General features: G+C 54.8%; 11 protein-coding genes, 1 tRNA gene, 3 rRNA genes and 2 pseudogenes. 4 read left to right on the plus strand and 13 right to left on the minus strand.

What is annotated here, in order from left to right; genetic code table 11:
* The 4 genes from QFI97_RS03720 to rrf (QFI97_RS03735) form a co-directional block, all read left to right on the plus strand.
* Positions 1-1,176, plus strand: a 23S ribosomal RNA gene (locus QFI97_RS03720); the annotation flags it as partial.
* Between the two features lie 94 nt (positions 1,177-1,270).
* A 5S ribosomal RNA gene (gene rrf / locus QFI97_RS03725) occupies positions 1,271-1,386 on the plus strand.
* A gap of 132 nt (positions 1,387-1,518) precedes the next feature.
* Positions 1,519-1,594: transfer RNA gene (locus QFI97_RS03730), tRNA-Thr, on the plus strand.
* A 36-nt stretch (positions 1,595-1,630) separates the two neighbouring features.
* Positions 1,631-1,746 (plus strand): 5S ribosomal RNA (rrf, locus tag QFI97_RS03735).
* Positions 1,747-1,942: 196 nt separating this feature from the next.
* On the opposite strand, the gene QFI97_RS03740 is transcribed toward rrf (QFI97_RS03735), so the two are convergent.
* The 13 genes and pseudogenes from QFI97_RS03740 to QFI97_RS03800 form a co-directional block, all read right to left on the minus strand.
* Entirely contained in the window at positions 1,943-2,164 is a 222-nt protein-coding gene (locus tag QFI97_RS03740) for a lipoprotein (RefSeq protein WP_041147475.1), read from the minus strand.
* 235 nt (positions 2,165-2,399) lie between these two features.
* A pseudogene (locus tag QFI97_RS03745) lies at positions 2,400-3,373 on the minus strand (efflux RND transporter permease subunit); the annotation flags it as partial.
* Positions 3,374-3,606: 233 nt separating this feature from the next.
* Entirely contained in the window at positions 3,607-3,903 is a 297-nt protein-coding gene (fis, locus tag QFI97_RS03750; RefSeq protein ID WP_003855228.1) for a DNA-binding transcriptional regulator Fis, read from the minus strand.
* Between the two features lie 25 nt (positions 3,904-3,928).
* Entirely contained in the window at positions 3,929-4,894 is a 966-nt protein-coding gene (gene dusB / locus QFI97_RS03755; protein WP_041147471.1) for a tRNA dihydrouridine synthase DusB, read from the minus strand.
* A 358-nt stretch (positions 4,895-5,252) separates the two neighbouring features.
* Positions 5,253-6,134, minus strand: a complete 882-nt coding sequence (prmA, locus tag QFI97_RS03760; protein WP_095100050.1) for a 50S ribosomal protein L11 methyltransferase — start codon at positions 6,132-6,134, stop codon at positions 5,253-5,255.
* Positions 6,135-6,145: 11 nt separating this feature from the next.
* Positions 6,146-7,597 (minus strand): sodium/pantothenate symporter, encoded by a 1,452-nt coding sequence (panF, locus tag QFI97_RS03765; protein ID WP_095100047.1) that lies wholly within the window; start codon positions 7,595-7,597, stop codon positions 6,146-6,148.
* Positions 7,587-7,829: a YhdT family protein gene (locus QFI97_RS03770; RefSeq protein WP_159237021.1), complete on the minus strand. Its 243-nt coding sequence runs from the start codon at positions 7,827-7,829 to the stop codon at positions 7,587-7,589. The genes panF and QFI97_RS03770 overlap by 11 nt, the downstream gene beginning before the upstream one ends.
* 110 nt (positions 7,830-7,939) lie before the next feature.
* Positions 7,940-9,289, minus strand: a complete 1,350-nt coding sequence (gene accC / locus QFI97_RS03775) for an acetyl-CoA carboxylase biotin carboxylase subunit (protein WP_041147467.1) — start codon at positions 9,287-9,289, stop codon at positions 7,940-7,942.
* Positions 9,290-9,299: 10 nt separating this feature from the next.
* Positions 9,300-9,764: an acetyl-CoA carboxylase biotin carboxyl carrier protein gene (accB, locus tag QFI97_RS03780; RefSeq protein ID WP_041147466.1), complete on the minus strand. Its 465-nt coding sequence runs from the start codon at positions 9,762-9,764 to the stop codon at positions 9,300-9,302.
* Between the two features lie 22 nt (positions 9,765-9,786).
* Entirely contained in the window at positions 9,787-10,239 is a 453-nt protein-coding gene (aroQ, locus tag QFI97_RS03785) for a type II 3-dehydroquinate dehydratase (protein ID WP_095100041.1), read from the minus strand.
* Positions 10,240-10,472: 233 nt separating this feature from the next.
* Positions 10,473-11,072 carry a protein-methionine-sulfoxide reductase heme-binding subunit MsrQ gene (gene msrQ / locus QFI97_RS03790; protein WP_095100034.1) on the minus strand — a complete coding sequence of 200 codons (600 nt, stop codon included), beginning with the start codon at positions 11,070-11,072 and terminating at the stop codon, positions 10,473-10,475.
* On the minus strand, positions 11,072-12,073 hold the full coding sequence (gene msrP / locus QFI97_RS03795; RefSeq protein ID WP_095100029.1) for a protein-methionine-sulfoxide reductase catalytic subunit MsrP: 1,002 nt from the start codon (positions 12,071-12,073) through the stop codon (positions 11,072-11,074). The genes msrQ and msrP overlap by 1 nt, the downstream gene beginning before the upstream one ends.
* Before the next feature lie 77 nt (positions 12,074-12,150).
* Positions 12,151-13,114 (minus strand): annotated as a pseudogene (locus tag QFI97_RS03800) (MDR family oxidoreductase).
* Between the last annotated feature and the right edge of the window lie 172 nt (positions 13,115-13,286).

The raw sequence follows: 13,286 nt of genomic DNA on the forward strand, positions 1-13,286 counted from the left end.
GCTCGTGGAGCTGAAATCAGTCGAAGATACCAGCTGGCTGCAACTGTTTATTAAAAACACAGCACTGTGCAAACACGAAAGTGGACGTATACGGTGTGACGCCTGCCCGGTGCCGGAAGGTTAATTGATGGGGTTATCCGTAAGGAGAAGCTCTTGATCGAAGCCCCGGTAAACGGCGGCCGTAACTATAACGGTCCTAAGGTAGCGAAATTCCTTGTCGGGTAAGTTCCGACCTGCACGAATGGCGTAATGATGGCCAGGCTGTCTCCACCCGAGACTCAGTGAAATTGAACTCGCTGTGAAGATGCAGTGTACCCGCGGCAAGACGGAAAGACCCCGTGAACCTTTACTATAGCTTGACACTGAACATTGAGCCTTGATGTGTAGGATAGGTGGGAGGCTTTGAAGCGTGGACGCCAGTCTGCGTGGAGCCAACCTTGAAATACCACCCTTTAATGTTTGATGTTCTAACGTAGACCCCTAATCGGGGTTGCGGACAGTGTCTGGTGGGTAGTTTGACTGGGGCGGTCTCCTCCCAAAGAGTAACGGAGGAGCACGAAGGTTAGCTAATCCTGGTCGGACATCAGGAGGTTAGTGCAATGGCATAAGCTAGCTTGACTGCGAGCGTGACGGCGCGAGCAGGTGCGAAAGCAGGTCATAGTGATCCGGTGGTTCTGAATGGAAGGGCCATCGCTCAACGGATAAAAGGTACTCCGGGGATAACAGGCTGATACCGCCCAAGAGTTCATATCGACGGCGGTGTTTGGCACCTCGATGTCGGCTCATCACATCCTGGGGCTGAAGTAGGTCCCAAGGGTACGGCTGTTCGCCGTTTAAAGTGGTACGCGAGCTGGGTTTAGAACGTCGTGAGACAGTTCGGTCCCTATCTGCCGTGGGCGCTGGAGAATTGAGGGGGGCTGCTCCTAGTACGAGAGGACCGGAGTGGACGCATCACTGGTGTTCGGGTTGTCATGCCAATGGCATTGCCCGGTAGCTAAATGCGGAAAAGATAAGTGCTGAAAGCATCTAAGCACGAAACTTGCCCCGAGATGAGTTCTCCCTGACTCCTTGAGAGTCCTGAAGGAACGTTGAAGACGACGACGTTGATAGGTCGGGTGTGTAAGCGTAGCGATACGTTGAGCTAACCGATACTAATGAACCGTGAGGCTTAACCTTACAACGCCGAAGCTGTTTTGGCGAAGAGACGAATTATCAGCTTGATGACAGATTAGCTGACAGGCCGAAGTGGCATGTTGGTAAACAGAATTTGCCTGGCGGCAACAGCGCGGTGGTCCCACCTGACCCCATGCCGAACTCAGAAGTGAAACGCCGTAGCGCCGATGGTAGTGTGGGGTCTCCCCATGTGAGAGTAGGGAACTGCCAGGCATCAAATTAGCAGTATGGCACTGACTTTCGAGGTAGTTTGCTATTCGAAAGAGTAGCAGAACAAAAGCGAATGCTTTTGAACGTTGCGAAGCAACGGCCCGAAAAGTTATTGCCCGGTAGCAAATTAAGTGTGCTGATATGGCTCAGTTGGTAGAGCGCACCCTTGGTAAGGGTGAGGTCCCCAGTTCGACTCTGGGTATCAGCACCAGTTTTTAAGTTAGAACACAGTATTTTAAAGAATTTGCCTGGCGACGATAGCGCGGTGGTCCCACCTGACCCCATGCCGAACTCAGAAGTGAAACGCCGTAGCGCCGATGGTAGTGTGGGGTCTCCCCATGTGAGAGTAGGGAATTGCCAGGCATCAAATAAAGCAGAAGGCCCAGTCGAAAGACTGGGCCTTTTTGCTTGCCTGCTATAAACGACTGCATCTCTGTGCTCGTAGAGCGGCCTTTATAACCTGCAGTCTACTAAAAAAGGCCCGGTCTCTCGACCAGGCCCTTTCTTTATATCCGTTCTCTCATTGGGGAATGAACCCTGTCCACCGGGAAGGCAAGGGTTAACGGGTCAGCGCTACAATCCCCAGAGTTAATCCCGCTACCGCCGCCGCGCCGCCGGCAATTGCTCCAGCCGTTTCCCAGTTATCCTGAGTCGTGCCTTTCATGCAGGTATTGGTATGAACTAACCTGCCTTCAGAATCGTATACCGGCACGCAGGGAGAGTCATGTGCGCAGCCGGCGAGTAAAGTCGCCAGCAGCGTCACTAAAATAAATTTCTTCATAATATTACCTCTGAATAGTCCGTTTTTCTGCATCGGATGAGATACACGACGGAATAGCTTATTTTAGCATCGCGAATACAGAGGCCGGATAGAGGAAATCATCTCAATTTATGAGCTACGTAAATATCATGGAGATAAGCGAAGGATTGCGTAGAAAATATGCAGAATAAAATGATGAAATAAAGCCAGGGACTGCTGATTTTATAATTATTGAATATAACGGATGGCATCCAACTCATTGATTCTTAGAGCACAGGATAAAAAAAGCGCCGGGGTGGCGCCTTTGATGGGATAAGCACTCCTCGCGCCGGGTAAAGCGGCCCCTTACAGCCACGAAGAACACCTCTACGAAGAGGATTGCCGGCAGCGTAGCGGTTAACATTCCGTCCATTAGGCCGGTGTCCACCGCATTTTTCGCCCCTGGTCCTGGTCTGTGGCTAATAATTAAAAGCAGCACCCCGAGAATAAAAGCCAATGATGTCATGAGGATCGGAGGCAGGTGCATACGCGATATCTCGAGCGTCGGCTCGATAATTCTTTTACCTTCTTTACCCATAAGTTCTTTAGCAGACCCGTCGATCGGAATGGTATTTTTTGCCGATAAGCCAATCGCAGTTAATAAGCCGACCTGGAAATCAACATCATTATTTAGCCCGAGAAACGATGCTGCCGGCAACGCTCCAGGAATCCCTAAGAATGACCAAGGTTACAGAGAGCGGGAGATACCCTCTTTCATAGCGCGCAGGCGCCTGGCTTCCGGAGAGCCGTTCCTGAGACGACATTCCAGTCCAGTCATAGCCAGTTCCGTTCGGCAGCCTGCCTCCATCAGGAGCATTGTATCCCCGGTACTTTTTACCCGGCGCGATGTGACGAACGAAGAGAGTGGCGCCATTTCACCGCTGGCGCTACGCGCATACATATTGTTGATAGTATCCGGCAGCGTACGGAAATACGCGCCAGCTGCTCCGGATGCAGCCGGGCAGCTGATTACGCGCCTGGGTTAGCGCGCTGTGGCCGAGGTTGCCCTGATCGATAAGGTCAAAGTCAAAACCCGCTGCGCTACCGAGTTCGACAATGGCCGGCAGATTGCACGGTAAGACCATAGCGTCCTTCTTGCTGAAGGCGCCGGTAGGCACGTTGGATAATCGCCTTTACGCCGTTCTCTGCGTCGCTGCGTTCCTGCCACGGCCTGAGGCTGCGCAAGGCCATGAGCACCATCGCAGTGCCAACGAGGGCTGTCGTGGAAGGCTCTCTTCAACCATCACGCGCACGACGTTTTCCACCGCTACTGTCGATGCTCTGCGTACCGAATCGTCGGACGGCGAGTTAACTCAGATGAGAAGTCAGCTGTCTGCTGCAGGGAGGGAGTAAACGCGAGGCAGTAAAAAGGCGCTTCCCCATGCCGAAGAGCGCCTTTTATTCAAGCAATTAACTGACTAGTATCAGTTCATGCCGTATTTTTTCAATTTTTTACGCAGTGTACCGCGGTTGATGCCCATCATCAGGGCAGCACGGGTCTGGTTACCGCGGGTGTATTGCATCACCATGTCCAACAGGGGCTGTTCTACTTCAGCCAGTACCAGCTCATACAGGTCACTAACGTCTTGACCGTTCAGTTGAGCAAAATAGTTCTTCAGTGCCTGTTTAACCGAGTCACGCAGGGGTTTTTGAGTTACCTGATCCTGAGAGTTAACGGTAGAAACGGTCAGTACGTCAGAATTTACGCGTTGTTCGAACATAGTTCTGTCAGCTCTTTATTTCTGTTTACGCAAAATTTTCGAAGTATGCCTCCAACGCCTCCAGCTGATCGCTGGCATCCTCTATGGCGTTGAATGTGCGCCGAAACTGGTCATTTGGAGCGTGCTCCTGGAGATACCAGGAAACGTGTTTACGCGCAATTCGGTACCCTTTTGCCTGACCGTAAAAGTCATGCAATTCCCGAACGTGAGCGCAAAGCAAGCGCTTAACCTCTGCCAACGGCAGGGGGGGCAGCAGCTCTCCAGTGTCCAGATAATGCTGGATTTCCCGAAAGATCCAGGGTCTTCCCTGAGCCGCGCGGCCTATCATAAGGGCATCAGCCCCCGTATAGTCGAGCACAGCTCTGGCTTTAAGCGGGTCAGTAATGTCGCCATTCGCGATAATCGGAATGGAAACTTTCTGCTTAACTGCCCGAATACTGTCGTATTCAGCGTCTCCGTTAAACAAACAGGCGCGGGTGCGTCCGTGAATAGTCAGAGCCTGAATGCCACACTCTTCAGCCAGTTGGGCAATTTCTACACAGTTACGGTGTTCCGGCTCCCAACCGGTGCGAATCTTGAGCGTCACGGGAACGTCCACTGCCTTGACGACCGCCGTCAGGATTAACTTCACCTGCTCGGGATGCTGCAAGAGGGCTGAACCTGCGAGCTTGCGATTCACCTTTTTCGCCGGGCACCCCATATTAATATCAATAATTTGGGCGCCGCTTTCCACGTTAATACGGGCGGCTGCGGCCATCTCTTCCGGTACGCTACCGGCGATTTGCACGGTACGAATACCGGGCTCATCAACGTGCACCATCCGTAAACGGGACTTGTCGCTCTCCCAAACCTGCGGGTTGGAGGACATCATCTCGGAAACGGTTAAACCTGCTCCCATCTCATAGCACAGCGTCCTGAATGGTCTGTCAGTAATGCCAGCCATAGGTGCTGCGATCAGGCGATTTCTAAGCTGGTAGTGTCCGATGCGCATGAGTTAAGAAATGACCATACTGTGACTGCAAGGCGGCGTATATTACGCATTTTTTGCACGAGATGAAAGGCCAAACTTTGAGCAATCCCCTGTCACAGATCAATGAATCCAGGGGTAACGAAAATGCCATGAATAAATTACTATATTAATCATTGTGTTAATGATGGGTGGGTAATTTGTGTCCATTTATAAAATCGTAAAACTTCTCTATTTTTCTTAGAAAAAGGGGGGCATTAACGGCATAAAACGCTGTTTTTGTAGCCAAAAAAGCGCTTCGTAGTGCGATCTGGCTCCCATTTCTTGACGTCATTTGGCGGTTACTGGAAACAAAAATGCGGCCCGCAGGCCGCATTGGCGCTTACTTCCGCTGGCCGGTAATGCGGCACCACTCTTCTTTTTCTACCACCGGGTCGAGATTAAAACGATCGGCGTAGGCTTCGCAGACGCCGTCAGCCTGGCTGGCAAGGATGCCGGAGAGGCCCAGCAGGCCGCCTGCAACGGGCAGCACGCTGATTAACGGAGCCAGCTCGCGTAACGGGCCGGCCAGAATGTTGGCGACCACGACGTCGGCGCTGAGAGCTTCTGGCTGATCCTGGGGTAAATAGAGTTCCAGACGCTCTGAGACGCCATTGCGTTCGGCGTTATCGCGGCTGGCCTGAATCGCCTGCGGGTCGATATCGATACCGATAGCCTTCGCCGCACCGAGCTTCAGGGCGGCAATCGCCAGGATCCCGGAACCACAGCCGAAATCAATAATCGTTTTACCCGCCAGATCCAGCCCATCCAGCCACTGCAGGCACAGAGAGGTCGTCGGGTGCGTACCGGTACCGAAGGCGAGGCCCGGATCGAGCATCACGTTAACCGCGTTGGCATCCGGTACTTCACGCCAGCTTGGGCAAATCCACAGCCGCTCGCCGAAGCGCATCGGGTGGAAGTTATCCATCCATTCGCGCTCCCAGTCTTTGTCTTCCAGCTGCTCGATTTTATGCGCGAAGCCGACGCCCAGAAGAGGATGCTGCTCAAGGATGGCAACGACTTCGTCCATATCGCTCTCTGCGTCGAACAGGCCGATAACGTCGGTGTCTCCCCACAGGCGGGTTTCCCCCGGCAGCGGTTCGAATACCGGCGTATCGTGGGTATCCTGGAAGGTGATAGAGACGGCACCGGCCTCCATCAGCGCATCGCTTAAATCTTCAGCGTGTGCGCCGGTCGTGTTCAGTTTCAGTTGGATCCATGGCATGGCAAAACTCTTTATTTATCAGTAGTCATAATAGGGGCTGGAGGGACGGGCTGACCGAAACGGTTGCCAATCACAAAAGCCAGCAAGCTTAACAGCAGCGAGGGCACAATCGGATGAAAGCCCAGGTACTGGATATTGAATGTCGCCAGCACGGCGTAGAGCACGCCGCCAACGATCATCGCGCTCAGGGCACCGGTCGCGTTAGCGCGCTCCCAGTACAGGCCCATAACCAGCGGCCATAAGAACACCGCTTCCAGGCCGCCGAAGGCCAGCAGGTTGAGCCAGATGATCATTTCAGGCGGCCGCCAGGCTGCCAGCATCATCAGGATCCCGATAACCAGGGTGGTGGCGGTGGAGATCCTTTTCAGCTTTTGCTCATTATGCCTTTTGGCAGGGCGAGCGCTGAGCCAAAGATCTTTAACGATCGTAGCCGATGCCTGCAATAAATGGGCGTTAACGTTCGACATGATCGCCGCCATTGGCGCCGCTAAAAACAGGCCTGCGGCCCACGGCGGCAGCACCTGGACCATCAGGGTTGGGATCACCCGATCGGGAACGGTGAGATGCGGCAGCACCGCGCGGCCCAGAGCGCCCGCGAGGTGCATACCAAACATCAGCAGAGCGATGACCACGGTACCGATGATGATCCCGCGGTGAACGGCTTTGCTGTCTTTATAGGAAATGCAGCGTACGGCGGTATGCGGCAGGCCGATCACGCCGAAGCAGACCAGCACCCAAAATGAGGTCATAAAGGTCGGGGTAAGGATGCCGTCGACGCCGTGCGGCGATACCAGCTGCGGATCGATCTTTTGTAAGGTATCAACGGCGTGATGCAGACCGCCCGCAGCGTGAACAACCCCGACCAGCAGCACGATAGTGCCAATCAGCATCACCAGGCCCTGCATGGTGTCATTGAGCACGCTGGCGCGAAAGCCGCCGAACGCGGTGTACAGGGCGATAGTGATGCCGAAGATCAGCAGGCCGTGTTCATATTTAATCCCAGCCGCGGTCTCCAGCAGGCGCGCGCCGCCGATAAACTGCACGGCGATCGCTCCGACGAAGGCAACCAGCAGGCTTATGCTGGCGATCCAGACGACGGCGCGGCTTTGGTAGCGAGCCTGCAGCATGTCGTTGAGGGTGATGGCGTTGTAGCGTCGCGCCAGAATGGCGAACTTCTTGCCGAGGATCCCCAGCGAAAGCCAGATCGTCGGCACCTGGATCATCGCCAGCAGCACCCAGCCGAGCCCGTACTTATAGGCGGCCCCAGGCCCGCCGATAAATGAACTGGCGCTGATATAGGTTGCGGTGAGGGTCATGGCCAGCACGAAGCCGCCCATAGAACGGCTGCCGAGGAAATATTCGCTGAGAAAACTGCCGCTGCTGCGTTTGCGCATGGCGTAAAGCGACAGGCCGAAGACCACGAACAGATAGGCAATCAGGATAACGATGATTTCAAGCTGCATCGCTATCCTCCAGCGGAATGTCGCGGAATACAAAACGCACCATCGCCCAGCACAGCAGGATAAATACCAGCGGCACCAGCAGGCAGGCCATTTCGAACCAGTGCGGCAGCCCGGTGATGCCGATTGCGCTGTCCGGGAGATAGGCCGCAGCCAGCCAGGCGGCAAGATAGAGAAGGGTCAGCCACAGCGCCCAGCGCGCTTCTTTGTGGGCCTGAACAAAACGATTGTCCATTTTTTAGTCCCAGGAGGATGAAGAAAGCGGGGATTGTACCGCATGGCAAAGATGAGGGGAGAGAAAAAGAAAAAAGGCCGGATTATCCGGCCTTTTGCTGCGATACAGGATTATTTTTCCTGCATACCGAGCTTTTTCTCCAGATAGTGGATATTGGTACCACCATGCTGGAAGTGCTCGTCGTTCATGATGCGAATCTGCAGATCGACGTTAGTTTTGATGCCGTCGATGATCAGCTCCTGCAGCGCATTTTTCATGCGTGAAATCGCCACATCACGGTTTTCGCCGTAGCAGATAAGCTTGCCGATCATTGAGTCATAGTAAGGCGGCACGGTATAGCCGGCGTAGATATGAGACTCCCAGCGAACGCCGAAACCGCCCGGCGCGTGGAAGCGGGTAATTTTACCCGGGCTCGGCAGGAAGGTATTCGGGTCTTCGGCGTTAATACGGCATTCAACCGCATGGCCACGGACCTGAACTTCTTCCTGCTTGATAGACAGCGGTTGGCCTGCGGCAATGCGCAGCTGCTCTTTAATCAGATCCACGCCGGTGATCATTTCTGTTACCGGGTGTTCAACCTGAATACGGGTGTTCATTTCGATGAAGTAGAACTCGCCGTTTTCGAACAGGAACTCGAAGGTACCCGCCCCGCGATAGCCGATATCAACGCAGGCCTTGGAGCAGCGCTCGCCGATGTAGCGACGCAGTTCCGGAGTAATGCCCGGCGCCGGCGCTTCTTCGACAACTTTCTGGTGACGGCGCTGCATGGAGCAGTCGCGCTCGGCCAGATAGATAGCGTTACCCTGGCCGTCAGCCAGTACCTGGATCTCGATATGACGAGGATTTTCCAGGTATTTTTCCATATACACCATGTCGTTGCTGAAAGCGGCTTTCGCTTCAGCTTTGGTCATGGAGATGGACTGCGCCAGCTCGGCATCGCTGCGCACAACGCGCATGCCGCGGCCGCCGCCGCCGCCGGAGGCTTTGATGATAACCGGGTAGCCGATGCGTTTCGCATGGGCGCGGTTAGCGTCCATGTCGTCGCCCAGCGGGCCATCGGAGCCAGGAACGGTCGGCACGCCGGCTTTCTTCATGGCGGTAATCGCCGACACTTTGTCGCCCATCAGACGAATAGTGTCGGCCTTCGGGCCGATAAAGATAAAGCCGGAACGTTCAACCTGCTCAGCAAAGTTGGCGTTTTCGGAGAGGAAGCCGTAGCCCGGGTGAATCGCTACCGCGCCGGTGATTTCAGCCGCGCTGATGATCGCCGGAATATTCAGGTAGCTTTTAATGGACGGAGCCGGGCCGATACAGACCGTCTCATCCGCTAACAATACGTGCTTTAAATCGCGATCCGCAGTGGAGTGCACAGCAACGGTCTTGATGCCCAGTTCTTTACAGGCACGCAGGATACGCAGTGCAATCTCGCCACGGTTGGCGATAACAATTTTATCCAGCATGTTCGCCTCGTTACTCGATGACTACCAGCGGCTCGTCAAATTCTACCGGTTGGCCGCTTTCGATCAGAATGGCTTTCACCACGCCGGCTTTGTCGGCTTCGATCTGGTTCATCATTTTCATTGCTTCGACGATGCACAGAGTGTCGCCCACGTTGACTTTCTGGCCGATTTCCACAAACGCTTTAGCGTCCGGGCTCGGGGTGCGGTAGAAAGTACCGACCATCGGGGAACGTACGATGTGACCACTGATTTCCGCTTTCGCCGGAGCTTCTGCCTGCGCGGCTGCCGGTGCTGCGGCAACAGGTGCCTGTGCCTGCATCATCGGAGCGGCATAAGCCTGCTGCATCACTGGATAGCCGGTGTTCGGAGCTGAGCGGCTGATGCGCACAGACTCTTCACCTTCAGAAATTTCCAGTTCGTTGATGCCAGACTCTTCGACCAGCTCGATCAGTTTTTTAATCTTACGAATATCCATGAGTGGGTTCCGTACTCTTTGTTTAGTGTGATTGTGACAGGCGTTTTACCGCCGTCTGTAAAGCGTATGAATAACCGTCCGCCCCGAATCCACAGATAACGCCTGCGGCGATATCCGACAGATAAGAGTGATGACGGAATGGTTCGCGGGCATGTACGTTGCTCAGGTGGATCTCGATAAACGGGATGCTCACCGCAAGTAGCGCGTCGCGGATTGCCACGCTGGTGTGCGTAAACGCGGCCGGATTAATCAGGATATAGTCTACAGCGTCTTTAGCCTGATGAATTCGGTCGATTAACGCGTACTCCGCGTTTGATTGCAGGTGATCCAGCGCCACGTTCAGAGCCGCAGCTTCTGATTCCAGACGGTTAACAATCTCAGAAAGCTTAAGGGTGCCATACTTCTCAGGCTCGCGTGTACCAAGCATGTTAAGGTTGGGTCCGTTCAAAAGCAAAATGCGAAACTTGTCAGCCATTGTGCGGCTATCTCCTGCCATTCTCGGGTAAAAAACAAAATATACCTTCGAAACGCGCTTGTCACCTTTTCAGGGTGTTAAAACCCCTCCAGGAAAACCAAAGTCGCACATTATAACGATTTCGTAGCATTTGGCAGCTAAATACTGGTCTTATCAGGGAAGATTATCAACCGCTATCGTTAAAAGAGTCGCGGTTGATAAAAGATCTGCGGGAAACTGCACATATCCGGGGATTAGCGCCACCACTGGCGGAACTTCTTGTAACGCCATGCCAAAAGCACAACCGCCAGTCCGGCATATATCAACGGCTGTGGGGATAATATCTTCACGGACCATAGATAGTGGATGGGCGCAAGGATCGCCACCAGATAGACGAAGTTATGCAACGTTTGCCAGCGTCGGCCTAATTTTCGCTGCAGCGCCTGAGTTGACGTTACCGCCAGCGCCAGCAGGGTAAGCCAGCTGATAAACCCCAGCGTCAGATATGGCCGGCTAACCAGCTCAGAACCCAGCAGCGCCAGATTGTTAATCCCTAGCTCCAGCAGCGTGTAGCTGGTCAGGTGCAGCGTCGCCCAGGCAAAACACCATAATCCCAACAGGCGACGGGTACGAATCAGCAGCGGCTGTTTAGCGTAGCGCGCCAGCGGTGAGACAAGCAAGGTTGCCAGCAGAAATTTAAGAGCCATCCTACCGGTAAAGTGTTGGATATCCTTTGCCGGATCGGCGCTGAAATACCCCTGCTGTGCAGCCCAGAATAGCCAGATAAAGGGGAGAAGCCCGGCCAGATGAAGGATGACCTTCAGCCAGGTAATCTGTTTTATGCTCAAACGCACTAGTAGTTCTCCCGCAAATTCAGGCCCCGATAGAGCGATGCCACCTCATCAGCATAGCCGTTGAACAGCAGCGTCGGCTGGCGCTTAACGTCCAGCACGCCTCCTGAACCGATAAAACGTTCCGTTGCCTGCGACCAGCGCGGATGATCGACGTGCGGATTGACGTTGGCGTAAAAGCCATACTCATTCGGCCCCGCCAGATTCCAGGTGGTCGGCGGCCGCTCGCGGGTGAGTTCGATACTGACAATCGACTTAATCCCTTTGAAGCCATACTTCCACGGGACCGTCAGCCGCACCGGCGCGCCGTTTTGCGGCGGTAGCGCCTTGCCGTAAACGCCGACGCTTAGCAGGGTGAGGGGATGCATCGCCTCATCCAGACGCAGGCCTTCTACATAAGGATAGGCCAGGCCGCCGCCGATAAAGCGATCCTTCTGCCCCGGCATCTGGTCAGGAGCATAGATGGTTTTAAACGCCACGTAGCGGGCGCTGCTGGTGGGCTCAACCAGTGCCAGCAGCTTATGCAGCGGGAAGCCCACCCACGGCACCACCATCGACCAGGCTTCGACACAGCGCATCCGGTAAATGCGCTCTTCGAGCGGAAAACGGGTGGTCAGATCGTGATGATCGAGCGTCAGCGGTTTGGCAACTTCTCCGCCGATGGTCAGCGTCCACGGATCGGTTCGCAGGCTGCCCGCGTTGGCCGCCGGATCGGCTTTATCCAGACCAAATTCATAGAAGTTGTTGTAGCCGGATACCTTATCCTCCGGCGTGAGCGTCAGCGCGTTTTGCCATTCGGCGGGTTTGTTGAACGTCAGCGCTTTGCCCGCCGGCGCGGGAGGGCGGTCGTGACCTTTGAACCAATCGAGAAGATCGGCTTTTGCCGTGGGGGAAAGAGAAAGGGCCGTAGCGGTAATCCCCAGGGTTTTCAGAACCTGACGACGCTGCAGCATAAACACGGATTCTGCCGTGACGTCGGCTTCCGTTAGCTTTTTGTGTTTCATGACATCCTCCGGCATGCTTTTTCCTAAGCATGACGGAGGCGGAGAGTTATCGCGAATATGTCACGAAAAATTGCATATTAGGCGATTTTCACCAGCGTCCGGCCCTGGATTTGGTTAGCCATAATCTTATCGGCAAAGGCCGGCGCTTCGGCGAGCGTAATTTCCGTGGCGCTTTGCGTATAGAAGGATTCAGGCAGATCGCGAACCAGCCGCTGCCAGGCTTCAGCCCGGCGTGCGGGCGGAGTCATTACCGAATCAACTCCCTGCAGACGGACGTTACGGCATAACCGTCGTCGGCAGAGCAAAGCCGCCGGCCAGGCCGCAGGCGGCCACGCAGCCGCCGTAGTTCATTTGCGCCAGCACTTTCGCCAGCACCTTATCGCCGACGGTATCGACCGCGCCGGCCCACAGCTGTTTCTCCAGCGGACGGGTTTCGGCAAACTCCTCGCGCCCAACGATACGCTGCGCCCCCAAAGCTTTCAGGTAGTCATGGGTGCTTTCGCGACCAGAAACGGCGACAACCTGGTAACCCAGGTGATGCAGCAGGGCAACCGCGGTGCTGCCGACGCCGCCGCTGGCGCCGGTGACGACAACCTCGCCGTCCTGTGGACGAATGCCGGCATCTTCCAGCGCCATGACGCACAGCATGGCGGTGAAACCGGCGGTGCCGATAGCCATCGCTTTTCGGCCGTCCAGCCCTTCAGGCATCGCAACCAGCCAGTCGCCTTTCACGCGCGCCTGCTCGGCCAGGCCGCCCCAATGATTTTCGCCAACGCCCCAGCCGGTGAGAAGCACCTGCTGGCCTGCGTGGAAACGCGGATCTTCGCTGGTATGGACGATACCGGCAAAATCGATGCCAGGAATCATCGGAAAGTTGCGGATGATTTTTCCGCTGCCGGTGATAGCCAGCGCATCTTTATAGTTGAGGCTGGACCACTGGATATCGACGGTGACATCGCCCTGCGGTAGCCGGCTGGCGTCGATGGTTTGCACCGAAGAGATTGTTTTGCCATCCTGCTGTTCTAATATTAAAGCCTGCATATGCGGGTCCTTCTTATTGGTACAAAGATTGGAAAAATTTTTCTGCAGACTATACTCGCTATCGGCATTATTACGCCGATACAGCGCAATAAATTGCCAGATACGTCAGCTTTGATAGTATGCCTCGCACTTTAGAAAGTTAGTGCTTACTTTGGGAAAAGCGCCAGTACCG

The organism is Klebsiella scottii (assembly GCF_036561945.1).
GTDB lineage: Bacteria > Pseudomonadota > Gammaproteobacteria > Enterobacterales > Enterobacteriaceae > Klebsiella > Klebsiella scottii.